Genomic DNA, 24,093 nt, shown 5'->3' with positions numbered 1-24,093 from the left:
CCGCTACGACAAACTCGCCGTCCGCTACGAGGCAACCGTGCTGGTCGCGGCCATCAACGAGTGGCTATGAGCGGCACATTGAAAACACTCCCTAGAAGCGCGAGGCATCGGCGGTCATCGGCTGGACGGCCCCCTGGGGCGGCGGCCCGACGCGGCGCGTGCCCGGGTGCCCGCGCCCGACATGTGGAGCAACGCCGTACAGCAGGGAACCGGATGGTGAACGGCTAGCATCTGGGGGCAGTTGTCGGAGTGGGTGGGGGGATGGGGCGGTGGGTGTCTTGGTGGGAGAACCGCGGATCGCCGTGGCCGTGGTGACCATGGGCAACCGGCCCGTCGAGGTGGACGCGCTGCTCGCCTCCGTGGCCAAGCAGGACGTCGAGCCCGTCCGCATCGTCATCGTGGGGAACGGGTGTCCGTTGCCCGACTTCGCCGGGCGGCTCGGGCTGCCCGGGGAGGTCACCGCCATCGAGGTGGACGAGAACCTCGGCTGTCCGGGCGGGCGCAACGTGGCGCTGGCCAGGCTCCGGGAGTTCGGGGACGTCGATGTCGTCGTCGAGCTCGACGACGACGGGCTCCTCGTCGACGCCGACGTGCTGCGCAAGGTCGGTCGGCTCTTCGCCGCCGATCCCCGGCTCGGCATCGTCGGGTTCCGGATCGCCGACGAACTCGGTGAGACCCAGCGGCGGCACGTGCCCCGTGTGGGCGCCCGCGATCCGATGCGTGGCGGGCCCGTCACCGGGTTCCTCGGCGGCGGGCACGCCTTCTCCATGCGGATGCTCGACGAGATCGGCGACTGGCCCGCCGAGTTCTTCTTCGCGCACGAGGAGACCGACGTCGCCTGGCGCGCCGCCGACGCCGGGTGGACCGTGCTGTACGAGCCCGGGCTGCTGTTGCAGCACCCCAAGACTTCACCGGCGCGGCACGCCATCTACCACCGGGTCACCGCCCGTAACCGCGTCTGGCTCGTCCGGCGCCGGCTCCCGCTTCCGCTCATCCCCGTCCACCTGGGCATCTGGATGCTCGTCACGCTCGCCCGGACCCGCTCCGCAGGCGGGCTGCGCGCCTGGTTCGGCGGGTTCGTGGAAGGGTTCCGCACATCGGGCGGGGAGCGGCGGCCCATGCGGTGGCGGACCGTGTGGCGGCTCACCCGGCTGGGACGTCCGCCGGTCATCTGACGGCGGCCGGTCGAGTACGTACGCGATCGGGTCCACGGCCGTGCGATCGGGTCTACGGCCGTGCAATTGGGTCCACGGCCGTGCGATCGGGTCCACGGCTGTGCGATTGGGTCTACGGCCGTGTAATTAGGTCTACAGCTGTGCGATTGGGTCTACGGCCGTGTAATTAGGTCTACAGCTGTGTAATTGGGTCTACAGCTGTGTTACTGGGGTATAGCCGTGTGCTTGGGTCCATCGCCGCGCGACCAGGTCTACGGCTGTGCGATTGGACCTACGGCCCCGCAACTGGGGCTGTCGCCGCGGGATTAAGTCCACGGCCGTGTCCGCGGTGGGTTTCTCACTTCGCGTCCGCGTAGCACTCCACCACCGCCGTCGTGAACGGGAAGCGGACCGGGGTCTCGCCGAACGTCAGGGTGCCCGCGAGGGCGGCCGCCTCGCGGATCGCGGTCACCACCGTGTCCGCCTCCTCGGCGGGGCAGTGCACGATCACCTCGTCGTGCTGGAAGAAGACCAGCTCGGCGGCGAGCTCCGCGCACGTGCGGCGGAGCGCGGCGAGCATCAGCAGGGCCCAGTCGGCCGCGCTGCCCTGCACGACGAAGTTCCGTGCGAAGCGGCCCCGGGCGCGGGCGTCGGTGGACGCGTAACCGGGGACCCAGGGCTGGTCGGCCCCCTGGCCGGCATCCTGGTCGGCCGGGGCGCCGGACTCCGCGGTGTCGCCGGCGTACTGCGGTATGCCGGCCTCCTCCGGTGCCGCCCCGGCGGAGCCCGCCGCCGGTGGGCACGTGCGGCCCAGCCAGGTGCGCACCAGCCGGCCCTCCTCGCCCGCCCGCGCCGCGTCGTCCACGTACGCGACGGCGCGCGGGAAACGGCGGCGCAGCAGGGCCAGGTTCTTCAGGCCGTCGCCGGACGTCTGTCCGTACACGGCGCCGAGGACGGCGAGCTTGGCCTTGTCGCGGTCGCCGGCGAACGCCCGGTCCGACACCGACTGGTACAGGTCGCTCTCGCGGCCCGCGACCTCCATCAGGCCCGGATCGCGGGAGATCGCCGCCAGCACCCGCGGCTCCATCTGGTCCGCGTCCGCCACGACGAGCCGCCAGCCGGGATCGGCGACCACGGCGCGCCTGATCACCTTCGGGATCTGCAGGGCGCCGCCGCCGTTCGTCACCCAGCGTCCCGTGACCGTGCCGCCCGGCAGGTACTCCGGGTGGAAGCGGCCGTCGCGCACCCAGTCCTGGAGCCAGGACCAGCCGTGCGCCACCCGGATCCGGTACAGCTTCTTGTATTCGAGCAGCGGTTTCACGGCCGGGTGGTCGACGTCCTTGATCTCCCAGCGCCGGGTCGAACGGAGCTTGATACCGGCCCGGGCGAACGCCTTGAGCACGTCCGCCGGCAGGTCGGGGCGCACCCGGTGGCCGAACGCGGCCGACACCTCGTCCGCCAGCTCGGCCAGGCGTCTGGGCTCGCCCCCGCCCCCGTACCGCTCCCCGAGCAGGTCGTGCAGGAGCTCGCGGTGGACGTCGGCCCGCCACGGCAGCCCCGCGCGGTTCATCTCCGCGGCCACCAGCATCCCCGCCGACTCGGCGGCCGTCAGCAGCCGCAGGCGTCCCGGCTGCGCCGACCGCTCGTGGCGGCGCTGCTGCTCCGCGTAGACCGCGAGCAGGTCGGCCAGCGGGAGGCGGCTCGCGTGCGGTTCGAACAGGGACGACTGGGAGCCGGGCTCGGCGGAACGCTGCGGCGGGTCCTGCGGTACGGGCCCGCCGCGGAGTCTGGCCAGCGCGGCGGCCGCCGATCTGGGCTCGCCGAGGCGCCCCTCGTGGCCGAGCAGCAGGGCCTCGGCGGCCTCGATGTCGTAGCACCGCTCCACTCGCACCCCCGTGGCGAGCAGGCGCGGACAGACCTCGGCCGTCGACCGCCAGACCCAGCGCACCACGCCGGGGCGGGTCCGCACCGCCTCGGCGAGGTCCGGCTCCCGGTGCACCGGGCCCGCGGGCAGCCCGTCCGGGCCGAGGGCGGCGACCTCCGCGCCGCCGTCCTCGGCCGGAGCGAGCGCCCACCGGTCGGTCATACGGCGAGTGTCGCAGGAGGGTCTGACATCGCACCTCAGCAGCGCACTCCGGGATCGTGGTCCGGTGGTCTCCGCACTCAGCCCGTCTGCTGGGCCGGTGGCTGCTGGATGATCGCGAGGGCCTTGGTGATGTGGGTCTCGGCGGCCGTCTTGTCGATGCCGAGGCCGCTCAGTACGCCCTGGCCGTTCTCGTGTTCCAGCAGGGCCAGCAGGATGTGCTCGGTGCCGATGTAGTTGTGGCCGAGGCGCAGGGCCTCGCGGAAGGTGAGTTCCAGGGCCTTCTTGGCGTCGGGCCCGTACGGGATCAGCTCGGGCACCTCCTCGACGGCCGCCGGGAGCGCGGCGGTCGCGGCCTCGCGGACGGCCTCCAGGGTCACGCCCTGCGCAAGGATCGCCCGCGCGGCGAACGCGTCGGGCTCGGCCAGGAGCCCGATGACGAGGTGTTCGGGCAGGCACTCGGGGTTGCCCGCCGACTTCGCGGCGTTGTGCGAGGCCATGACCACGCTCCTGGCCCTGGCGGTGTAGCGGCCGAAGCCCTGGCTGGGGTCGAGGTCGGAGGACTCCCCGGGCCCCTTCGGCACGAACCGCTTCTGGGCCGCCTGCCGGGTCACCCCCATGCTCCTGCCGATGTCCGTCCAGGACGCGCCCGAGCGACGGGCCTGGTCCACGAAGTGGCCGATCAGGTGGTCGGCCACGTCGCCCAGGTGGTCCGCGGCGATCACCGCGTCCTGGAGCTGGTCGAGTGCGTCGGTGTGGACCTTCTTGATGGCTTCGATGAGGTCGTCGAGGCGTACGGACGTCACCTCGCGTGGGTTCGTCGTCATGCGTCAACCGTAGGTTGACACCCGGCGAGCGTCAACCCAAGGTTGACATCAACTCCCTGTCGTTCATCCCCGCGCCGAGTACGTCCCACTTCGCACCGGGTACGTCCCACTTCATACCGGTTACGTCCCACTTCGCACCGGGTACGTCCTACTTCGGCGCCGCCGCCAAGCGCACCGCCAGCCCCGTGAACACCGTCCCGCTGAAGATGTTCAGACCCCTCGCCACCCGCCTGCTGCGGCGCAGCAGCAGGGACAGCCGCCCGGAGAGCAGGCCGACCGACCCGTCGACCGCGAAGCCCATGACCACCATCGAACCGCCGAGGACCAGGAACTGGCCGGGCACGTGGCCCAGTCGGGGGTTCACGAACTGCGGGAGGAAGGCGATGTTGAAGAGGATCACCTTGGGGTTGAGCAGGTTGGTCACCGCGCCCTGCCAGAAGGCCCGCCGCCGGCCCGGACCGACGGCGCCCTCGGCGTCCCCGAGTGCCCCGCGGTCCTGGAACGCCTTCACCGCCAGGTAGAGCAGGTACGCCGCCCCCACCCAGCGCAGTACGTGGTACAGCGCCGGCAGCGTGTGGAAGAGCGCCGAGAGGCCCAGCATCGCGGCGACCGCGTGCACCAGCATCGCGAAGGCCACTCCCAGGGCGGCCATCACGCCCGTGGTGGGCCCTCCCCGTCCTCCCATGGCAACTATGAACATCATGTCGGGGCCCGGTGTCACGCAGAGCGCGAAACCGGCGACCAGGAACGCCGCGTACAGGGATGTGTCGACCATGGGGCCATGCTCGACGCCCGTGTCAGGGGGCGTCGAGCGGTTTCCGTGATGCGAGATCGGGCGGGTGGGGCGGGCCAGGCACGTGCGGCCGGGCAGGTGAATGGGGTCTACGCGCGCGTGGTCGGCCAGGCAGGTGAACGGGGTCCACGCGCGCGTGGTGGCCGGATGGGGTGGACGGGCAGGCGGGGCCTACGCGGGTGCCGCGCTCCGGCGCCACGCTCCCGCCACGGCCGCCGTCACCGCCACCGCCAGGCACGCCGCCACGCATCCGCCCGCCAGCTCCCACGGCACGGTCACACCGGACGGCGCCGAGAGACGGCCGAGGGCGAGCCGTAGCGCGGTGAGGTTCAGACCGGTGACGACGGCGCCGAGGGCCGCTCCCGCGAGGACGCCCAGTGCCGCTTCGCCCGCGACCACCCGCAGCACCTGTCCCCGGGTGGCCCCGGCCAGCCGCAGCGCGCGCAGCTCCGGGCCGCGCGCGGAGGTCGCCATCAGCAGCGTGCCCGCGAGCGCGATGCCGGTGTACACCAGGGCGATGCCCAGGACGACGAGGAGTCCGAGCCGGGTCTGCGGGCTGGTGCGCGGGTGGGTCGCGGCCGACCAGGCCGCCGGGGTACGTATCTGCGGCACCTGCCCGCCCGACCCCCGCAGGGCTTCCACCAGGGCGGCTCTCACCATGGCGGCTTTTCCCACGGCGGCTTTCGCCACGGACGTCCGAGCCGCACCACCAGAGCCATCCCCGCCATGCCCGCCATGCCCCCCATGCCCGCCATGCCCGCCATGTCCGCCATCCCCGCCACTCCCGCCACTCCCGCCATGCCCGCCATGCCCGCCGTCCCCGCCGTCCCCGCCGTCCCCGCCGTCCATCACCCGCACATCAAGGCGGTCCACCGCGGCTCCCGGTGCGTTCGCCGTCGTCACGTACGCGCCGTTGTTGCCCGTGCCCTGTGCCAGTACCGCGGCGATCCGCAGCCGGGCGGGCCGGCCGTCGCCGAGCCAGACGTCGACCCGCGAGCCCACCTCGTGCCGTTCCCACTCCTCGTTCACCACGATGGAACGGTCGTCCAGGTCGCGCAGGTCGCCCGCCACCACGGGCAGCCGCGCCAGCGAGGCGAACGCGGCCACGTCCGTCACCGCCCGCGCGTCGGAACGCACGAGCGCGCTCCCCTCCTCCCGTACGAACACCGCCGTGGAGGCCGTGCCCGACACGGTGGCGCCGGGTATCCGCGGCACCCGCAAGGCGCCCGAGCCGTCGCCCGTCACGACGAGGTCGGCCCGTGTCCGGTCGAGTGCCTCGCGCGCCCGCGCGTCGGTGACCGTCTGCGCCGACCCGAGGAACGAGCCCGCCAGTGCGACGGTGACCAGGACCGGAGCGGCCACGGCGGACGTCCGGCGCACCGAGGCGCGGGCGTTCTCGCGGATCAGCAGTCCGCTCGCCCCGGGCAGCCGGACCAGCCGCAGCAGCGGCCGCACCAGTACGGGGGTCAGCGCCGCGACCGCCGTGATCAGGAGCATCGGCTGAGTGGTGTACGTCTTGCGTTTCAGCAGGTCGGCGGGGGCGGAGCCGAGCTTCCAGGTAAGCAGGCCGAGTCCGCCCGCGAGCAGCAGGCAGCCCAGCGCGCGCCGCGACCACGGCAGTACGCCGGTGTCCACGGCCGCCTCGCGCAGCGCCTCGGCGGGACGGGTGCGGGCGGCCCGGCGCGCCGCCGTCCACGCACCCGCGAGGGCGACCAGCACCCCGGTCGCGAAGGCCGCCCCGTACGGCCAGTGCGGCGTCCCGTGCGCGGTGAACCACCGTGCGAACCAGGATGGTGCCACCCCGCCCGCCACCAGGGCGTTCACCAGTCGGGGCGCGCCCCACGCACCGAGTGCGCAGCCGGTGGCCGAGGCGGCGGCGCCCACCGCGGCCGCCTCCCCGAGCAGCATCCGGCGCACCTGCCCCGGCGTCGCCCCGGCCATCCGCAGCAGCCCGAACTCCCGCCGCCGCAGCGCCACCACGAAGGCGAACGTCGACGCCGTCACGAAGACCGAGACGAAGGTGGTGACCCCGGCCGCGGTCCCCAGCAGCGAGTCGATCGCCACCAGCGCCTCCGCGTCGCGCTCCGTGTCCGGATCGGCCAGCCGCCGGTCGCCCCCGGTGAGCACCCGCACCCCCTCTCCGGCCTCCCCGGCCTTCCGTACGGCTTCGCGCACGGCCGTGGCGGGTGCGTCGACCCCGACCGCGTCGCGCGCGGCACCGTCCAGCCGTACGGGTCCCAATCTCCGCAGCGCCGCGACGAGTTCGTTGTCCACAGGGTGTGGATGCGCCAGCTTCTTCGTGACGTGCGCGGTCGACGGGCCGCGCCGTACCTCCACGGTGAGCGTGTTCCGGCCCATGACCACGACCGGCGAGGCGGCGAACCGCTGGGGTGCGCGGTCGGGAGCGTCGAGCGTCGCGGCGAGGCCGAGCCCCATCGCCGTCATCACCGCGACGCCCAGCGCCACCGCGACGAACGACCCGAGCAGCGACGCCCAGCGGGTACGGAGAGAGGCCAGGATCGGCGTCAGCACGGCGCACCCTCCTGGTCGGCCACCGCGGGGACGCCGGGCGCGGACATCGCCGGTATACCCGACATCTTCGACATCTCCGATGTCTCCGGCGTCTCCGACGTCTCCAGCGCCGTCATGCGCGCCGCGACGCCGGCCGCCGTGGGCGCCGTCAGCTCGCCGCTCACCCGGCCGTCGACCAGGAAGACCACCCGGTCCGCGTACGAGGCGGCCACCGGGTCGTGGGTCACCATGACCGTCGTCCGCCCATCGTGGTCGACCAGCTCACGCAGCAGCGCCAGCACCGCACGGCCGGTCGTGGTGTCGAGGGCGCCCGTCGGCTCGTCGCCGAAGAGGACGTCGGGGCGGGTGATCAGCGCCCGGGCGAGGGCGACCCGCTGCTGCTGGCCGCCCGACAACTGCGACGGCCGGTGCCCGGCGCGCCCGGCGAGCCCCACCCGGTCCAGCGCCTCGCGCACCGTGCCGCGCGACGGGCGCCGCCCGGCCAGCCGCAGCGGCAGGGCCACGTTCTGCGCGGCGGTCAGGGACGGCAGCAGGTTGAAGGACTGGAAGACGAAGCCGACGCGCTCGCGGCGCAGCAGCGTCCGCCGGCGCTCGCTCAGCCCGGCCAGGTCCACACCGGCCACCGTCACCGTGCCCGAGGTGGGCCGGTCGAGCCCCGCCGCACACTGGAGCAGGGTCGATTTGCCCGAGCCCGACGGTCCCATCACGGCGGTGAAACTCCCGGTGGCGAAGTCGAGATCGACGCCGTCCAGGGCGGCGACGGCGCCGTAATGGCGGCGCAGCGAGCGGATACGTACGGCGGTTGGGCCGGCTGTGTTCGTCATGCCCCGAGCCAACCGCCCGCCGCGCCCGCGCACACGACCACCAGGGGGTGTCCGCGGGGTGGGGCAAGCACTACCTCGGGGCTCGCGTCGGCAGCGGGTCCGCCGGACATTCGCGCGGGCCCGCCACGGACGCGTGGCACGATCGGGGCATGAGCAGCAGCAGGTCCAGCACGCCCGGTTCATCCAGCACATCCACATCCACATCCAATTCATCCAGCACGCCCGGCACCGTCGAGCGCGCCTTCGCGGTCGCGCTCTACGCCCGTACCGATGCCGACACCGCCCTGGACACCGGTGCCTCGCTGCTCGCCGCCGACCCCGCGGCCGACGCGGAACTCGCCCGGCGCGGCGAGGAGTTCATCGCCCTGGCCTGGCGCCGCAACTGGCAGCCCGCCGACGTCGTACGCCTGGTGCGGCGGGAACTGGACGACGTACACCTCGGCCTGGTCGTACGGCTGATCCTGGCGCAGGCGGGGCAGGAGCGGCCGGGGGAGCGGGGGTCCCGGTGGGCGGCGCAGCTCGCCGAGCTGGCGGCCGGGGAGACGGCGGCCCCGCGCACCGACCGCTTCTCGTACGCGACCGCCGCGCTGGAGCTGTACCGGCTGCTGCTGCGACTGCCCGCCATCGAGCCGATCGAGGGAATCGCTGCGAGGGGCCCGGGCGATCCGACGGATCCGCTCGCCGCGGCCCGGCGGGCGGCCTCCGGTGCCACGGCCTCCGGTACCAGGGCCGACGGCCAGCCGTCCCGCATGCTGACCCGGATCCGGGGGCTGCTCGCCAAGGCGGAGGCCACCGGGTTCCCGGAAGAGGCGGAGGCGCTGAGCGCCAAGGCGCAGGAGCTGATGGCGCGGCACAGCATCGACGAGGCGCTGCTCGCCGCCCGCACGCAGGCGCCGGCGGACGCGCCCGGCGCCTGCCGGATCGGGGTCGAGCCGCCGTACGAGACGGCCAAGGCGGTCCTGCTCGACGCGGTCGCCGGGGCGAACCGCTGCCGCGCGGTGTGGAACGACGCCCTTGGCTTTTCCACCGTCGTCGGCTTCGAGCCCGACCTGGAGGCGGTCGAACTCCTCTACACCTCACTGCTCGTGCAGGCGACGGCCGCGATGGCCCGGGCGGAGGCGGCGCAGCGGGCCGGTGGACGCAAGCGCACCAAGACGTTCCGGCAGTCGTTCCTGGCGGCGTACGCGCACCGGATCGGCGACCGGCTGGCGGCCGCCGCCGAGGAACAGGTGGCGGAGACGGGCAGGGTGACCGGTGCCGGGGAACTGCTGCCGGTGCTCGCGGCGCGCGACGTGGCGGTGACGGAGCACCTGGAACGGATGTTCCCGGAGACCGTCACCACCAGGATGCGCGGCGTCAGCGACGCGGCCGGGTGGGAACAGGGGTCGGCCGCGGCCGACCGCGCCCAGGTCAGGGCACGCCCCGAGGTGCGCTGACCCCGTCCGTCGCAAACGGCCCGTCGTGGACAGCCTTTCGTCGACAGCCCGTTGTGAACGGCCCGTCGTAGCCAGCCTGTCGTCAACAGCTTGTCGTGGACAGCCCGGTCCCCGGTCGGTCAGTCCCCGGCCACCTGGTACGGGCTCACCGACGCGTCCGGGGTGTCCGCGCCGACCAGCGCCACCTCGCCGTACGACCACGGGTGGCTCTTGCCGCCGCCCGTCCCGGTCAGGGAGATCTTGATCTTCTCGACGACGGCGCTCTTCTCCGTGCCGTCCGTGCCGTTCGTGTCATCCGTGCCGGCCGTGTCGTCCGTGTCGGCCTTCTCGCCCCGTACGTAGGTGAGGGTGAAGGCCGCCGCCTCGTCCGGGTTCAGCGTGACCGTCTGCGGGTTCGCGGACTCCTGCTCGGGCACCTTCCAGGAGGTGCCGCCGCCGGTCAGTTCGACCCCGGGGAAACCCTTCAGGGTGCAGGCGGCGGAGGCGTGGCTGGTGACGGTGACCGGGACGTTGCCGGTGTCCCCGGCGGCCGGGGCGGCGTTGCCGGGGCCGACCTCGACGGTGACGTCACCGTCCGCGCAGCCGCCGCCGTTCTCACCGCTGCTGCTGCTGCTGCTGCTGCCGTTGCCGTTGCCGCTGCCGCCCTTGGCGCTCGTACCGTCCGAGCTGTCGTCGCAGGCAGACAGGGTGAGGGCCGCCGCGAGGACGGCGACGGCGATCGGAAGGGCGCGCATGGGTTCCCCCTGAGGTCGTGACGGTGCGGAACCGATCATCGCCCACACCGACCGCTCCCGTGAAAAGCCGCCCCGTCGAGGCCGGCTCTCAGGACCCCGAGCTCGCCGTGGCCAACCCGGACGGCAGCTTCCCGCCCTCGGCCTTCTGGTACGTCTCCTCGCCGATCCCGCCCACCCAGTTCACCTTGAGGGTCGTGGCGGTGACGGAGTCGACCGTGCCGCGGGTGCGGTCGTCGCTGCCGTCCGTGCACTTCAGACGGATCGCCGTGGTGCCCTCGGACTCGCCGGAGGTACCGCTGCACATGGCGCCGCCGGTCGCGAAGAGCGCGGCCTGCTTGCCGGTGACCACCAGCGCCACGGCCTTGCCGTCCGTGGTGGCCAGCCAACTGCCCTCCAGCTTGCCCGCGGAGGCGGAGGCGTCGCCCGAACCCCCGTCGGTGCCGCCGGTACCGGCGGTGCCGGTGGCCGACGGGCTCGCGGACGTGCCGTCCTGGCCACCGGAGCCGGCGGAGTCGTCACCGTCGCCGCTGCATGCGGTCAGCGCGAGCGCCGCCGCCACCAGCACCGCCGCGGCCGCACCACGCGTACGCCGCCGCGCACGGACCGCTGAAGCCGCCGAAACGCCTGATGCCGCCGGAGCAGCCGAAGCCGCCGACACGGTAGAGGCCGCCGAAGCCGCCGACACGGTAGAGGCCGCCGAAGCCGCCGACACGTTAGAGGCCGCCGAAGTCGCCGACACGGTAGAGGCCGCCGAAGTCGCCGACACGTTAGAGGCCGCCGAAGTCGCCGACACGTTAGAGGCCGCCGAAGTCGCCGATGCCGCCGAAGTCACTGGTAGTCCCCCCAAGATGGGCCGGGTGATCCGATGTCGCCGGGACGACCGCAGCAAGCTACCAGGAGGACTTGCGCACCCCGGGAAGGAATCCTGCGTGTGCTTGCTCACGCAGGCCGACCCGGGAGAGCCCGAAGGCGCGGAAGTAGCCGCGCGGGCGTCCGTCCACGCTGTCGCGGTTGCGGACCCGGGTCGCGCTGGCGTCCCGCGGCTGCCTGCGCAACTCCCGCTCGGCAGCGGCCCGTTCGGCCTCCGTGCTGCCGGGCCGGCGGATGATCTCCTTCAGTTCGGCCCGCCGGGCGGCGTACCGGGCGACGGTCTCCCGGCGCTTGTCGTTCTTCGCGATCTTGCTCTTCTTGGCCATCAGATCCGCACCCCCCGGGCGCGGATCCGGGCCACGGCGGCCTCGATGCCGATCGTGTCGACCGTCTTGATCCCGCGCGCGCTCAGCCGCAGCCGTACGTACCTGCCCTCGCTCGGCAGCCAGTAGCGCTTGCGCTGGACGTTCGGGTCGAAGCGGCGCGAGGTGCGCCGGTGGGAGTGGGAGATCGAGTTGCCGAAGCCCGGCCGGGCTCCGGTCAGCATGCAGTGGGCGGACAAGGGTGACGCACCTCTCCAGGTAGCGGTTGAATCTGGGCTGGTAATGAGAACCATTTTCAGTAACATAGCAGCCATGGCACGCAACGAACTACGGCCCGTCATCAAGCTGCGGTCCACGGCCGGGACCGGCTTCACCTACGTCACCCGCAAGAACCGCCGCAACGACCCGGACCGCATGACCCTGCGCAAGTACGACCCGGTCGTCGGCCGCCACGTCGACTTCCGAGAGGAGCGCTGATCCGCGATGCGCGAGGGAATCCACCCGGCGTACGGGCCGGTCGTCTTCCGTGGCCGGGCCGCCGGACACGCCTTCCTCACCTGCTCGACCATGACGAGCGAGAAGACGGTCGAGTGGGAGGACGGGCAGACGTACCCCGTCGTCGACGTCGAGATCTCGAACGTGAGCCACCCCTTCTACACGGGCACCGCCCGGGTGCTGGACACCGCGGGCCGTGTGGAGCGTTTCGAGCGGCGGTACGGCCGGCGCGGAGAGCGCTGATGGGACCGTACGACCCGGCAGAGAAGCCGCTCGCGGACCCGCCCGGGACGCTGTCCGTCGTGATCGTCGGCGGGCTGCACGCCGAGGCGCGGCGGGCGGCGGTCGAGCGGCTGCTGGCCGGGGTGCCGGGCAGCGTCGCGCTCCACCACGACCTCACGACCGCCGCGCACGGCACGGTCGTCCGTACGGTCCGGGACGCCACCGGGATGCTGTCGGCCGGCGAGGCGCCGCTCGTCAACGACTGCGCGTGCTGCGCCCTGCGCGAGGACCTGGTGCCGGAGCTGACCCGGCTGGCGGACGGCGGGCTCACCCCGCTTGCCGTGGTCGAGCTGTGGGACTCCGTGGAGCCGAAGGCGATGGCCGAGGTGGTGGTCGCCGGCGGGCTGCGGCTGACCGGCGTGATCACCGCCGTCGATCCCGCCCTGCTGCTGCCGTACCTGGGCAACGGCGACGATCTGGCGGACGGCGGTCTCGCCGCGGCGGCCACCGACCAGCGCACGGTCGCCGACACCTTCGCCCGGCAGCTCGAGTACGCCCCGGTCCTCGCCCTCGCCGACTCCCCGGAGGCCGACGACGAGGACCGCGCCCTGCTCGCCCAGCTCCATCCGACGGCCCGCCAGGTGCCGATCGGCCCGGCGGAAGCGACTGCCGCCGCGGACTCGCATGCCGCGGACCCGCACGCTGCGGACTCGTACGCCACGGACCCGTACGCCACGGACTCGTACGCCACGGACTCGTACGCCGCGGACTCGTACGCCGCGGACTCGTACGCCGCGGACTCGCATGCCGCGGACCCGTACGCCGCGGACCCGCACGCAGCTGCCGCGTCCGCCCCCAGCGCATCCGGCGTATCCGGCGCATCCGCCGCATCCGCCGCCCCCGGCGGACCGTCGGCGCTCGTCGCCGCCGCGCTCGCCGGTTTCGACGTCGAGGCGGCGGCCGCGGCCCAGCACCCGGCGTGCGCGCTGCTGCCCGCCGAGGCCGACGAGTGCGGGGTCGCCACCCTGGTGTGGAACCGCCGCCGGCCGTTCCACCCGGAGCGGCTGTACGCGGCGCTCGAGGACCTGACCTGCGCGGCGGCCCGCAGCCGCGGACGGTTCTGGCTGGCCGACCGGCCGGACGCGCTGCTGCACTGGGACGCCGCCGGGGGCGCGCTGTGCGTGGAGAGCGCCGGGCCCTGGCTCGCCTCGCTGCCCGACGCCGCCTGGGACCTGGTCCCGCCGGTCCGCCGGGCCGCCGCCGCGCTCGACTGGCACCCCGAGCACGGCGACCGGTGCCAGCACCTGGTCTTCACCTCGCCGGGGCTCGACCGCGACGGCCTCGCGCTGCTCCTCGAATCCTGCCTGCTCACCGACGCCGAGTACGCCGCCGGGCCCGACGCCTGGAAGCGGCTCCCGCCCGCCTTCGACACCCTCCTGGAGGTCTGACTCCCGTGCCCCGCAAGCCACTTCGCAAGCCCGCCGCGTCCCGCCCCAACCCCCTCGACCGGGCCGGGATCACGTACATCGACTACAAGGACACCGAGCTGCTGCGGAAGTTCATCTCCGACCGCGGGAAGATACGGAGCCGCCGAGTGACCCGTGTCACCGCTCAGCAGCAGCGGCTGCTGAGCCGCGCGATCAAGAACGCCCGGGAGATGGCCCTGCTGCCGTACTCCTCCCGGTGAGCACCGCTTCCGGCCTTTGGCCACCGCCCGTACCGGCTGCCGGTACGGGCGGTGGCCGTGAGCACGTTCCGGACAGAGTCCTGTGCGGGGTACGACATATGGCCCGGTGGCGGTCGACCGCCTCGGGTATGGCGGCCCTACCTCGTTGACCTGCGGTTTCCTGCGTGCGGGGGGTGACCGGCGGCGGGTGCGGGGCGGGTGGCCGCCGTCGACGGGCGTGCCGAGGATCGGACATCGTGCGCCCGCTGGAACAGTGGAGCCGCGGTAAGCGTCTTCTTCTATTGCACGAGTAATCCGAGTAATCCGAGTTCCATGCACTGGTGTCCGCACGAGCGTTCCGACCCGGACGACCGGGTGCGGACGAGGTCGCGGACGGAGACGCGCAAGATCGAGGACGGGGGCCGGTGACCGCATGTTCCGCGGTCGCCGGGGCAGGCGCAGGGTCGGCGACGACCGCTTGGCCTGCGTACGACGGCCAACGACCGGCCGTGGCTGTAACCATGGGACCACCCCCCGTGCACGTGCATCTGCTCATGCGTCTGCACATGAACGGAGTTATGATCCGGGGCAGTTGACCACCGCATCAATGGCCCGATCAGCCAATGCACGACCCGGGGAGCGACCTGTGGACCACGACGTGTACGACGTGGACGACGTGTACAACGGCATGACGGCCACGGCCCTGCGCGGGGTGAGCTGGCAGAAGAGCCGGCACAGCAACTCGCAGGGCTCCTGTGTGGAGTTCGCGCGGCTGCCCGGCGGCGACGTGGCGGTACGGAACTCGCGCTTCCCCGAGGGGCCGGCGCTGGTCTACACGCGCGCCGAGATCGAGGCCATGCTGCTCGGCATCAAGGACGGCGAGTTCGACCACCTGGTGGCGGGCGCCTGACCGGTGCCCGTGACCGTCTGACGTCCCGTGCGTGACCGGTCTCCCCGGTCATGCACGGGACGCACGGTGACGCGCGTAGAAACGTGGCGTGCGGAAGCGCCGCGCTCCGTCAGTCGGTGACGGGCGCGGCGGTCGGCAGCCGGAACAGGGCCCAGACGACCTTGCCGCTGAGCGCGCCCGCGAGCGGGTGCCAGCCCCAGCTGTCGGCGAACGAGTCGACCAGGAACAGGCCGCGGCCCGACTCGGCGGACGAGTCGTCCGCGTCGCGGGTGACCGGGCCCACCGGGCTGTCGTCGCTGGGGTCGCGTACGGCGCACACCAGCCGGGTCGCCCAGCGCATCAGGTGCAGTCGTACCGGCGGCTCCTGGGCGTGGTGGCGCGGGGAGCCGGACGGCACGGCGTGCCGCAGTGCGTTGGTCGCGAGTTCGGAGACGACCAGGCAGACGTCGTCGAAACGGTCGCCGACGTCCCACTGTTCGAGGGTGCGGCGACAGAACTGGCGGGCCTCGCGCACCGCTTCGTAGCGGGCGGGCAGAGCGCAGGACGCTGAGTTGGACACGGCCGCGGGATCGAGCGGCGGAAGTCCCTGCCGTAAGGGCTCGAGCATGGTCGATCCATTCATCCCCATGCGTGGCACTCCCGGGGTTCGCGGTCGTGGCGATGCAGCGGTGGTGCAAGACCATGGTTCCGAATGCCTACGGCAGATGCAAGGGCAGATGCACGTGCACGTGACCGGAATGCGGCTGCCCGTACCGCTTCTGGCTCATTTCTTCTGTCGTCTTGTTCCCGGTTGTTGGCAGTCGGCTGATCGAAGTCTGTGTGGCTCCTTTGGCTGTTTTCTGTTTCTGTAACCGAACGAGTACAGCTCGAAGTGCTTTAGTGGCAGACTTCGGCCACCGAAAGACGGTTGGGGAGGGCGGACGAACGTGAGCGCTGGTGAGTCGAGTGGCTCGGTGGTGCGGCGCATGCTGCTTGGGTCGCATCTCAGGCGCCTGCGAGAGGCGCGTGGAATCACCAGAGAAGCGGCCGGCTACTCGATCCGTGCCTCCGAATCGAAGATCAGCCGCATGGAGTTGGGACGGGTGAGCTTCAAGACGCGCGACGTCGAGGACCTGCTGACGCTCTACGGGATCACGGACGAGGCCGAGCGCCGCTCGCTGATCTCGCTCGCGAAAGAGGCCAACGTCGCGGGCTGGTGGCACAGTTACTCGGACGTGCTGCCGAGCTGGTTCCCCACCTATGTCGGCCTGGAGGGCGCCGCCCACGCGATCCGCTCGTACGAGGTGCAGTTCGTGCACGGGCTGCTGCAGACCGAGGCGTACGCCCGCGCGGTGGTCGCGCGCGGCATGAAGGGCGCGAGCACCGCCGACGTCGAGCGGCGGGTGGCGCTGCGGCTCGAACGCCAGAAGCACCTGGTCTCCAAGAGCGCCCCCGAGTTCCACTGCGTCCTCGACGAGGCCGCGCTGCGCCGGCCGTACGGCGACCGCGAGGTGATGCGCGAGCAGATCCAGCACCTGATCGACGTCTCGGAGCGTCCCAACGTACGGCTTCAGGTCATGCCGTTCAGCCTCGGCGGGCACTCCGGGGAGAGCGGCTCCTTCACCATCCTCAGCTTCCCGGAGTCCGACCTCTCCGACGTCGTCTACCTGGAACAGCTCACCAGCGCCCTGTACCTGGACAAGCGCGAGGACGTCGCCCAGTACGAGAACGCGCTCAAAGAATTGCAGCAGGACAGCCCCGGACCGGACGAGAGCCGGGACTTGCTCAGGGGTCTGCTCCAGCTCTCCTGACGCATTCCAGGGGCATGTGCCGGACGTGGCCGGAATACAGTGCACGGACCCCCCTGTGGGTAGGCACAGGCTCGCCCAGATGGTCCCCAACTCAACAGTCACTTAAGTACGATGACGCGTGATCAGGCATTGATCGTATGTCTGCCCCGGCAGCCAGGGATTGAGGGATCACATGTCGTCCTACTTCACCGACCTCGCCCAGCAGTACATCGACGGTGAATGGCGCCAGGGCACCGGGTCCTGGGACATCATCGACTTCAATCCCTACAGCGGCGAGAAACTGGCGTCGATCACCATAGCCACGGTCGACGAGGTGGACGCCGCCTACCGGGCCGCCGAGCGCGCGCAGAAGCAGTGGGCCGACACCAATCCCTACGCGCGTCGCGCCGTGTTCGAGAGCGCCCTGCGGATCATCGAGGAGCGCGAGCCCGAGATCACCGAGGCGATCATCGCCGAGCTGGGCGGCACCCGTGTCAAGGCGGGCTTCGAGCTGCACCTGGTCAAGGAGTTCCTGCGGGAGTCGGTCAAGCTGCCGCTGCGGGCCGAGGGCAGAATCCTTCCCTCGCCGGCCGACGGCAAGGAGAACCGCGTCTACCGCGTCCCGGTCGGCGTCGTCGGGGTGATCAGCCCCTTCAACTTCCCCTTCCTGCTGTCCCTGAAGTCCGTCGCGCCGGCCCTGGCGCTCGGCAACGGAGTCGTCCTCAAGCCGCACCAGAACACCCCGGTCATCGGCGGTTCCCTGGTCGCGAAGATCTTCGAGGACGCCGGGCTGCCGGGCGGTCTGCTGAACGTCGTGATCACCGACATCGCGGAGATCGGCGACGCCTTCATCGAGCACCCGGTGCCCAAGGTCATCTCCTTCACCGGCTCCGACAAGGTGGGCCGCCACGTCGCCACCGTCTGCGCCTCGCAGTTCAAGCGCTCGGTCCTCGAACTCGGCGGCAACAGCGCCCTGGTGGTGCTCGACGACGCGGACGTCGACTACGCGGTGGACGCCGCGGTCTTCAGCCGTTACGTGCACCAGGGCCAGGTCTGCATGGCCGCCAACCGGGTCCTGGTGGACCGCTCGGTTCTGGACGAGTTCACCGAGAAGTTCGTCGCCAAGGTGAAGGGCCTGAAGACCGGCGACCCGAGCGACCCGGAGACGGTGATCGGCCCGGTCATCAACGCCTCGCAGGCCGACGCGATCACGGGCGCCGTGGAGCAGGCGATCGCCGAGGGCGCCACCGCGCTGGTGCGCGGCGCGGTCTCGGACAACCTGATCGAGCCGACCGTGCTCACCGACCTGCCCGCCGACGCCGGCATCCTGCGCCAGGAGGTGTTCGGACCCGTGGCGCTCCTCGTCCCGTTCGACAGCGAGGAGGAGGCCGTCAAGATCGTCAATGACACCCCGTACGGGCTCAGCGGCGCGGTGCACACCGCGGACGTCGAGCGTGGGATCGCCTTCGCCAAGCAGATCGACACCGGCATGTTCCACGTCAACGACGGGACCGTGCACGACGAGCCGCTGATCGCCTTCGGCGGTGAGAAGCAGTCGGGTATCGGCCGGCTGAACGGCGACGCGGTGATCGACGTCTTCACCACCCAGAAGTGGATCTCCGTGCAGCACGGCCGGAGCCGCTTCCCTTTTTGAGCCCGCTGCCGGGCCTGGTCACGGGCCCGGTGATGAGCCCTTTTTCCTTCTGCTCGGGACACCCGCGGGAACAGCGGGACACCCCGGACGAGTCGGGGACAGAAGCTGACCGCAAGGGCCCGTAGCTTCGTCCGTGCCGGGACAGCCCGGCAAGGGCACGGAGCGGAAGGCGGTCCGATCATGGTCACTCACGTTCGCGCGGAGGCGCACGGGGACGAGCGCGGGGCGCTGCTGGCCTTCCTGGAGGCCGAGCGCGGCGGGATCAGGCGGGCGCTGCTCGGACTGGACGACGAGCGGGCGGCCACCCGGCCGAGCGCCAGTGAACTGTCGCTGTCCGGGCTGCTCAAGCATGTCGCGGAGGTCGAGCAGACCTGGATCGCCCGTGCCAAGGGCGAACCGCCGGCCGTCACGCGGGATGCGTCGAACTGGGGCGAGTGTTTCGTCCTCGTCGGCGGCGAGACCGTCGCGTCGCAGCTCGCGTACTGGGACGGGGTCGCGGCGGAGACCGAGCGGTTCATCCGCTCCCTGCCCGATCTCGACGCCACCTTCCCACTGCCCGACCAGCCCTGGTTCCCGCCGGACGAGCGGGTCTCGATGCGCTGGGTGCTGCTGCGGCTGATCTCGGAGATGGCCCGGCACGCCGGGCACGCGGACATCATCCGCGAGTCCCTGGACGGCGCGACCGCGTTCGAGCTGGTGGACCGGGAGCGAAAGGGCGCCGCGAGCGAGGCATAACCTGGAGCACATGTCAACGATCCGGCTCCTGGTGCTCGGCGCGGTGCGCCAGCACGGGCGGGCCCACGGCTACCAGGTGCGCAACGACCTCGAGTACTGGGGCGCGCACGAGTGGTCCAACGCCAAGCCCGGCTCGATCTACCACGCGCTCAAGCAGATGGCCAAGCAGGGCCTGCTGCACGCCCACGAGATCGCGCCGTCCACGGCCGGAGGTCCGCCGCGCACCGAGTACGAGATCACGGAGCGGGGCACCGAGGAGTACCTGGCGCTGCTGCGCGAGGCGCTGACCGCGTACGACCAGAAGCCGGACGTGCTCTCGGCCGCGCTCGGCTTCATGGTCGACCTCCAGCGCGAGGAGGTCCTCGGGCTGCTGGCCGAGCGCGTCCGCGCCATCGAGCAGTGGCGCACGTCCGTCACCGAGTACTACACCCCCGAAGGCGGCCCCGGGCAGCTCGGCCACATCGGCGAGATCATGAACATGTGGGTGCACTCCGCGGACACCGGCGCCGAGTGGACGCGCGGTCTGATCGACCGGGTCAGGGCGGGCGCGTACACCTTCGCGGGCGAGGGTGAACCGTTCGTCGGGGTGCTCGCGGCCGGCGAGGAGAACCCGTACGCCACGGGTGAGTGGCACCCGGACGACGCACGCTGAGGTGTCCGTGAACGCTGACTGATCAAGTTTGACCAGAGCGGCCCGCGGGCATAGCTTCCAGCAGCACGAAGTAGTCAAGTTTGAGTAGTGGCTAGGGGGCGCGGATGACGGACGCGATCACCGTCGAGGGCGTACGGAAGCGGTACGGGGACAAGGCGGCCCTCGACGGGCTGGACCTGGCCGTGGGCAGGGGCACCGTCCACGGGCTGCTCGGCCCGAACGGCGCGGGCAAGACCACCGCGGTGCGCGTACTGACCACGCTGACGCGGCCGGACGCGGGCAGCGCGGCGGTCGCCGGGTGCGACGTGGTGCGCGAGGCCCGGCAGGTGCGGCGGCGCATCGGGCTGCTCGGCCAGCACGCGGCGCTCGACGAGGAGCTGAGCGGGCGGCAGAACCTGGAGATGTTCGGGCGGCTGCACCACCTGGGTGCCCGCCGCGCGCGCGTGCGGGCCGGCGAGCTCCTGGAGCGCTTCGGCCTCGCGGAGACGGAGACGGGACCCAGGGCGGTACGGCGGTACAGCGGCGGCATGCGGCGCCGTCTCGACCTCGCCGCCACCCTGATCACCGAGCCGGAGGTGCTGTTCCTCGACGAGCCGACCACCGGGCTCGACCCGCGCGGGCGCACGGAGGTGTGGCGGTCGGTGCGCTCCCTGGTGGGCGGCGGTGCCACCGTGCTGCTCACCACGCAGTACCTGGAGGAGGCGGACCAGCTCGCCGACCGCATCTCGGTCGTCGACCGCGGGCGGGTGGTCGCCGACGGCACCGCGGACGAGCTGAAGGCGCGCACCGGCGGCGACCGGATCGACGTGGTGCTGCGGGACGGCGGCCTGCTGGACGCCGCGGCGGCCCTGCCGCCCTTCGCGGGCCGGGACGTCACGGTGGACGCGGGCCGGCGGCTGCTGAGCGTCCCGGTCACCGACCGGATGGCGGCGCTCACCGAGGTCGTACGGGCGCTGGCGGACGCCGGGATCGAGGCGGCGGACGTGGCACTGCGCCGCCCGACGCTGGACGAGGTGTTCCTGCGCCTGACCGGGGACGGCACCACCACCGCCGGGGACGGCCCCGCTGCCGGGGACGACCGTGCGAAGGAGGCCGTGTGAGCACGTACGCGCTGGGCGACTGCTGGACCATGACCCGCCGCGAACTCGCCCACTGGGCGCGGCAGCCGGCGCCGCTGCTGGTGGGCCTGGCCTTCCCGGTGATGCTGCTGCTGATGTTCGGCTACCTGGTCGGCGGCGGCCGGGAGGTGAGCGGCGACTATGTCGGCTACCTGGTCCCCGGGATGCTGGCCCTCACCATGGCCTTCGGTCTGGAGGGCACGATGCTGGCCGTCACCCGGGACCTCGACAAGGGCGTGATCGACCGCTTCCGGTCGATGCCGATGGCCGACGGGGCGGTGCTCGTGGGCCGGTCGGCCGCCGACATGCTCCAGTCGGCGGCCGGTCTGGCCGTGCTGACCGGGGTCGCGTACGCGCTCGGCTGGCGGGCGCACGGCGGCGCCGGGGCCTTCGCGGGAGCCATGGGGCTGCTCCTGCTGTTCCGGTTCGCCATGCTGTGGATCGGCATCGAACTGGCGCTGGTGGCCGGGAAGCCCGAGGCCGTGCAGGCCGTCCAGATACTGGTCTGGCCGGTCGGCTTCCTGTCCAACGCGTTCGCGGCACCGGAGTCGATGCCGAACTGGCTGGCCGCGGTCGTCGACGTCAACCCGATGTCGCAGACGGCCACCGCGGTACGGGACCTGCTCGGCGGGCCCGGCGGGGAGCCGGGCCACGTCTGGGCGGCCGTGCTGTGGCCCCTGGGACTGCTGGCGGTCTTCCTCCCGCTGGCGGTACGGCGCTTCAACAGGCTCGACGGCTGAGCGCGGGGGAACCGCCGTACGCGTCACTCAGTGGTGGAACCCGACCGCCGCGCCCTCGTCCCGGGGCGACGGGCGCGGCTGCCGGCGCAGTTCCGGCAGCAGCCGCCCCAGGTCCTCCACGAACAGCTCGGCGAGGTCCACCGAGAAGCCGTTGCGGCAGACCACGCGCAGCACGGACAGGTCCTCGCGGTGCGCCGGGAAGGTGTACGCGGGCACCAGCCAGCCCCGTTCGCGCAGCCGCCGGGACACGTCGAAGACGTCGTACGCCGTCACCTCGTCCCGGGTGGTGAAGGCGAACACCGGCAGCTCGTCGCCGCGGGTGAGGAGCCGGAAGTCGCCCAGGGCCTCGATGTGCCCGGCGAGGCCGCGGGCCACGTCCCGGGTGGCCTGCTGCACGGTCCGGTAGCCCTCGCGGCCCAGCCGCAGGAACGTGTAGTACTGCGCGGCGACCTGGGCGCCGGGCCGGGAGAAGTTCAGCCCGAACGTCGGCATCTCGCCGCCCAGGTAGTTCACCCGGAAGACGAGTTCCTCCGGCAGCGCGTCGGCCGAGCGCCACAGGGCCCAGCCGACACCCGGGTACACCAGCCCGTACTTGTGCCCCGAGGTGTTGACCGACGCCACCCGCGGCAGCCGGAAGTCCCAGACCAGGTCCGGGTCGAGGAACGGCGCGACCATCGCGCCGGACGCGCCGTCGACGTGCACGGGGACGTCGAGGCCGGTCCGCTCCTGGAGCCGGTCGAGCGCCGCGCACAGGTCGGCGATGGGCTCGTAGGAGCCGTCGAAGGTAGAGCCGAGGATGCCGACGGCCCCGATGGTGTTCTCGTCGCACAGCTCGGCGGCGGCCTCGGGGTCGAGGTGGAACCGGTCGCCCTCCATGGGCACCTGCCGGGCCTCGACCTCCCAGAAGGTGCAGAACTTCTCCCAGCAGACCTGGACGTTGACGCCCATCACGAGGTTCGGGCGGGCACCCGGGTAGCGGTCCGCGTTCCGCTGCGCCCAGCGGCGCTTGAGGGCGAGCCCGGCGAGCATGCACGCCTCGCTCGACCCGGTCGTGGAGCAGCCGATCACCTCGGACGGGTCGGGCGCGTTCCACAGCTCGGCGAGCATCGCCACGCAGCGCCGCTCCAGCTCGGCGGTGCGCGGGTACTCGTCCTTGTCGATCATGTTCTTGTCCCGGCACTCGGCCATCAGCAGCCCGGCCTGCTCCTCCATCCACGTGGTGACGAAGGTGGCGAGGTTGAGCCGGGCGTTGCCGTCCAGCATCAGCTCGTCGTGGACCACCTGGTACGCCGTCGTGGGCGCCAGCGGACCGTCCGGCAGCCGGTGCCGGGGCGGCGCCTCGGTCATGCCGCTCACCGGGTTCGTCTCCCCGCGCAGCGGATTGACGGAGAGCGGACGCTCGTCGGGCTTCTCGTGACCTCGGTGGAGCGGCATCAGAGCCTCCCTGGGAGTGGTCGCCGGTCCGGCGATCCCTACCTTAGGCGGGTAAAAGCCGCACAACGCCCCGCGCGACGGCACTTACGGCGCCCCGCGGAATCCGGCTTGCACCTCACGCGGCGTGAGGTCCCACTCTGAAGTGCGTACACGGAAAGGAGCGGAAGTGGGCTACTCAGTGGGACAGGTCGCCGGTTTCGCCGGGGTCACGGTGCGCACCCTGCACCACTACGACGAGATCGGCCTGCTCGTACCGGGCGGGCGCAGCCACGCGGGACACCGGCGCTACAGCGACGCCGACCTCGACCGGCTGCAACAGATCCTGTTCTACCGGGAGCTGGGCTTCCCGCTCGAAGAGGTCGCCGCCCTGCTCGACGACCCGGAGACGGACCCGCGCGCGCACCTGCGCCGCCGGCACGAACTGCTGACCGCCCGGATCGAGAAACTGCGGAGGATGGCGGCGGCCGTCGAGAAGGCCATGGAGGCACGCACGATGGGCATCAACCTCACTCCCGAGGAGAAGTTCGAGGTCTTCGGGGAGAAGGACCCCGAGCAGTACGCCGAGGAGGCGGAGGCGCGCTGGGGCGGCACGGCGGAGTACGCCGAGTCGCAGCGCCGCGCCGTCCGGTACACCAAGGAGGACTGGCAGCGCATGCAGGCCGAGGTGGCCGACTGGAGCGAGCGCTACGCCGCCCTGATGGCCGCCGGTGAGCCGCCCTCCGGCGAGGCGGCCACGGACATGGCCGAGGAACACCGGCAGCACATCCGCACCTGGTTCTACGAGTGCCCGTACGACACGCACCGGTGCCTCGGCGAGATGTACGTGTCCGACGAGCGCTTCAAGGCGTTCTACGACTCCATGCGGCCGGGCCTTGCCGAGCACCTGCGCGACGCCATCACGGCGAACGCCGACCGGCGGGCACCGCGGGCACCGCAGGGCTGACGGTGCGGCCTCCCGGAATCCGCGCCGCGGGGGCCGCACCGCATTCCGCGGCAAAAAGAGGGGAACCCGGCCGTCCCGGACTCACAGCCGGATCCCAGTAAGGCCACAGTGCGTCCTTCGGGCACCGGTGGAACCTGGCGGCGACACAAGGCGTTGATAGCTTTGTGCGGCCCGACCGA

25 protein-coding genes are annotated in these 24,093 nt (G+C 72.3%); 14 read left to right on the top strand and 11 right to left on the bottom strand.

All coding sequences use genetic code 11. The annotated features are described in order from the left end of the window. The first annotated feature begins 281 nt into the window (after nt 1–281). Nucleotides 282–1,175, top strand: coding sequence for a glycosyltransferase family 2 protein (locus ACFV6E_RS24120; RefSeq protein WP_385162538.1), 894 nt, complete (start codon nt 282–284; stop codon nt 1,173–1,175). Nucleotides 1,176–1,512: 337 nt separating this feature from the next. Here the strand turns inward: ACFV6E_RS24120 and ACFV6E_RS24115 are convergent, their stop codons facing one another. From ACFV6E_RS24115 to ACFV6E_RS24095, 5 genes are all read right to left on the bottom strand, one after another. Then, on the bottom strand, nt 1,513–3,240 hold the full coding sequence (locus ACFV6E_RS24115) for a bifunctional 3'-5' exonuclease/DNA polymerase (RefSeq protein ID WP_385162485.1): 1,728 nt from the start codon (nt 3,238–3,240) through the stop codon (nt 1,513–1,515). A 77-nt stretch (nt 3,241–3,317) separates the two neighbouring features. Further along, a complete protein-coding gene (locus ACFV6E_RS24110; RefSeq protein ID WP_385162484.1) occupies nt 3,318–4,064 on the bottom strand; it encodes a Clp protease N-terminal domain-containing protein in 747 nt (248 codons plus the stop codon). A 148-nt stretch (nt 4,065–4,212) separates the two neighbouring features. Then, the gene (locus ACFV6E_RS24105; protein ID WP_385162482.1) at nt 4,213–4,839 is read right to left on the bottom strand and encodes a LysE family translocator; all 627 of its coding nucleotides are present in this window, start codon (nt 4,837–4,839) and stop codon (nt 4,213–4,215) included. Between the two features lie 189 nt (nt 4,840–5,028). Further along, nucleotides 5,029–7,389, bottom strand: coding sequence for an FtsX-like permease family protein (locus ACFV6E_RS24100; protein ID WP_385464463.1), 2,361 nt, complete (start codon nt 7,387–7,389; stop codon nt 5,029–5,031). Then, nucleotides 7,383–8,213, bottom strand: a complete 831-nt coding sequence (locus tag ACFV6E_RS24095; protein ID WP_385162479.1) for an ABC transporter ATP-binding protein — start codon at nt 8,211–8,213, stop codon at nt 7,383–7,385. The genes ACFV6E_RS24100 and ACFV6E_RS24095 overlap by 7 nt, the downstream gene beginning before the upstream one ends. A 149-nt stretch (nt 8,214–8,362) precedes the next feature. Between ACFV6E_RS24095 and ACFV6E_RS24090 the strand changes: the two genes are divergently transcribed. Further along, on the top strand, nt 8,363–9,649 hold the full coding sequence (locus ACFV6E_RS24090; RefSeq protein ID WP_385464460.1) for a DUF2786 domain-containing protein: 1,287 nt from the start codon (nt 8,363–8,365) through the stop codon (nt 9,647–9,649). A gap of 119 nt (nt 9,650–9,768) precedes the next feature. Here the strand turns inward: ACFV6E_RS24090 and ACFV6E_RS24085 are convergent, their stop codons facing one another. The 4 genes from ACFV6E_RS24085 to rpmB all read right to left on the bottom strand — a co-directional run bounded on the left by ACFV6E_RS24085 (nt 9,769) and on the right by rpmB (nt 11,815). After that, entirely contained in the window at nt 9,769–10,383 is a 615-nt protein-coding gene (locus ACFV6E_RS24085; protein ID WP_385464457.1) for a DUF4232 domain-containing protein, read from the bottom strand. A gap of 88 nt (nt 10,384–10,471) precedes the next feature. After that, entirely contained in the window at nt 10,472–10,948 is a 477-nt protein-coding gene (locus ACFV6E_RS24080; RefSeq protein WP_385464454.1) for a hypothetical protein, read from the bottom strand. A 325-nt stretch (nt 10,949–11,273) separates the two neighbouring features. Continuing rightward, a complete protein-coding gene (gene rpsN, locus ACFV6E_RS24075; protein WP_385162473.1) occupies nt 11,274–11,579 on the bottom strand; it encodes a 30S ribosomal protein S14 in 306 nt (101 codons plus the stop codon). Next, nucleotides 11,579–11,815, bottom strand: coding sequence for a 50S ribosomal protein L28 (rpmB, locus tag ACFV6E_RS24070; protein WP_385464451.1), 237 nt, complete (start codon nt 11,813–11,815; stop codon nt 11,579–11,581). Before rpmB ends, rpsN begins: the two co-directional genes overlap by 1 nt. 73 nt (nt 11,816–11,888) lie before the next feature. Here rpmB and rpmG point away from each other — a divergent pair, with 73 nt between their 5' ends. From rpmG to ACFV6E_RS24045, 5 genes are all read left to right on the top strand, one after another. Next, the gene (gene rpmG / locus ACFV6E_RS24065) at nt 11,889–12,053 is read left to right on the top strand and encodes a 50S ribosomal protein L33 (RefSeq protein WP_019753828.1); all 165 of its coding nucleotides are present in this window, start codon (nt 11,889–11,891) and stop codon (nt 12,051–12,053) included. A 6-nt stretch (nt 12,054–12,059) separates the two neighbouring features. Continuing rightward, nucleotides 12,060–12,314 carry a type B 50S ribosomal protein L31 gene (locus ACFV6E_RS24060; RefSeq protein ID WP_385464448.1) on the top strand — a complete coding sequence of 85 codons (255 nt, stop codon included), beginning with the start codon at nt 12,060–12,062 and terminating at the stop codon, nt 12,312–12,314. Beyond that, nucleotides 12,314–13,741, top strand: a complete 1,428-nt coding sequence (locus ACFV6E_RS24055) for a GTP-binding protein (protein ID WP_385464445.1) — start codon at nt 12,314–12,316, stop codon at nt 13,739–13,741. Before ACFV6E_RS24060 ends, ACFV6E_RS24055 begins: the two co-directional genes overlap by 1 nt. Nucleotides 13,742–13,746: 5 nt before the next feature. Continuing rightward, complete coding sequence (rpsR, locus tag ACFV6E_RS24050) at nt 13,747–13,980, top strand: 30S ribosomal protein S18 (RefSeq protein ID WP_385162467.1); 234 nt, start codon at nt 13,747–13,749, stop codon at nt 13,978–13,980. A 625-nt stretch (nt 13,981–14,605) separates the two neighbouring features. Further along, nucleotides 14,606–14,869 carry a DUF397 domain-containing protein gene (locus ACFV6E_RS24045; RefSeq protein WP_385162465.1) on the top strand — a complete coding sequence of 88 codons (264 nt, stop codon included), beginning with the start codon at nt 14,606–14,608 and terminating at the stop codon, nt 14,867–14,869. 109 nt (nt 14,870–14,978) lie between these two features. On the opposite strand, the gene ACFV6E_RS24040 is transcribed toward ACFV6E_RS24045, so the two are convergent. After that, entirely contained in the window at nt 14,979–15,476 is a 498-nt protein-coding gene (locus ACFV6E_RS24040) for an ATP-binding protein (protein ID WP_385162464.1), read from the bottom strand. Between the two features lie 358 nt (nt 15,477–15,834). On the opposite strand from ACFV6E_RS24040, the gene ACFV6E_RS24035 reads away from it, so the two are divergent. The 6 genes from ACFV6E_RS24035 to ACFV6E_RS24010 all read left to right on the top strand — a co-directional run bounded on the left by ACFV6E_RS24035 (nt 15,835) and on the right by ACFV6E_RS24010 (nt 21,537). After that, the gene (locus ACFV6E_RS24035) at nt 15,835–16,659 is read left to right on the top strand and encodes a helix-turn-helix domain-containing protein (RefSeq protein WP_385162462.1); all 825 of its coding nucleotides are present in this window, start codon (nt 15,835–15,837) and stop codon (nt 16,657–16,659) included. A 172-nt stretch (nt 16,660–16,831) separates the two neighbouring features. Next, the gene (locus ACFV6E_RS24030) at nt 16,832–18,292 is read left to right on the top strand and encodes an aldehyde dehydrogenase family protein (protein ID WP_385162460.1); all 1,461 of its coding nucleotides are present in this window, start codon (nt 16,832–16,834) and stop codon (nt 18,290–18,292) included. A 180-nt stretch (nt 18,293–18,472) separates the two neighbouring features. Continuing rightward, the gene (locus ACFV6E_RS24025; RefSeq protein ID WP_385162459.1) at nt 18,473–19,027 is read left to right on the top strand and encodes a DinB family protein; all 555 of its coding nucleotides are present in this window, start codon (nt 18,473–18,475) and stop codon (nt 19,025–19,027) included. Nucleotides 19,028–19,037: 10 nt separating this feature from the next. Then, nucleotides 19,038–19,679 (top strand): PadR family transcriptional regulator, encoded by a 642-nt coding sequence (locus tag ACFV6E_RS24020; RefSeq protein WP_385162457.1) that lies wholly within the window; start codon nt 19,038–19,040, stop codon nt 19,677–19,679. A 104-nt stretch (nt 19,680–19,783) separates the two neighbouring features. Further along, nucleotides 19,784–20,779: an ATP-binding cassette domain-containing protein gene (locus ACFV6E_RS24015; protein ID WP_385162456.1), complete on the top strand. Its 996-nt coding sequence runs from the start codon at nt 19,784–19,786 to the stop codon at nt 20,777–20,779. After that, a complete protein-coding gene (locus tag ACFV6E_RS24010; protein ID WP_385162454.1) occupies nt 20,776–21,537 on the top strand; it encodes an ABC transporter permease in 762 nt (253 codons plus the stop codon). The genes ACFV6E_RS24015 and ACFV6E_RS24010 overlap by 4 nt, the downstream gene beginning before the upstream one ends. Before the next feature lie 27 nt (nt 21,538–21,564). Here ACFV6E_RS24010 and ACFV6E_RS24005 read toward each other — a convergent pair whose 3' ends face one another. Beyond that, nucleotides 21,565–22,971: a glutamate decarboxylase gene (locus ACFV6E_RS24005; RefSeq protein WP_385464442.1), complete on the bottom strand. Its 1,407-nt coding sequence runs from the start codon at nt 22,969–22,971 to the stop codon at nt 21,565–21,567. A gap of 166 nt (nt 22,972–23,137) precedes the next feature. Here ACFV6E_RS24005 and ACFV6E_RS24000 point away from each other — a divergent pair, with 166 nt between their 5' ends. Beyond that, entirely contained in the window at nt 23,138–23,914 is a 777-nt protein-coding gene (locus ACFV6E_RS24000; protein WP_385464439.1) for a MerR family transcriptional regulator, read from the top strand. Nucleotides 23,915–24,093 lie beyond the last annotated feature (179 nt).

The organism is Streptomyces sp. NPDC059785, assembly GCF_042732375.1.
In the GTDB taxonomy this organism is placed as follows: Bacteria; Actinomycetota; Actinomycetes; order Streptomycetales; family Streptomycetaceae; genus Streptomyces.
This window is presented reverse-complemented; position numbering and strand designations above follow the sequence as displayed.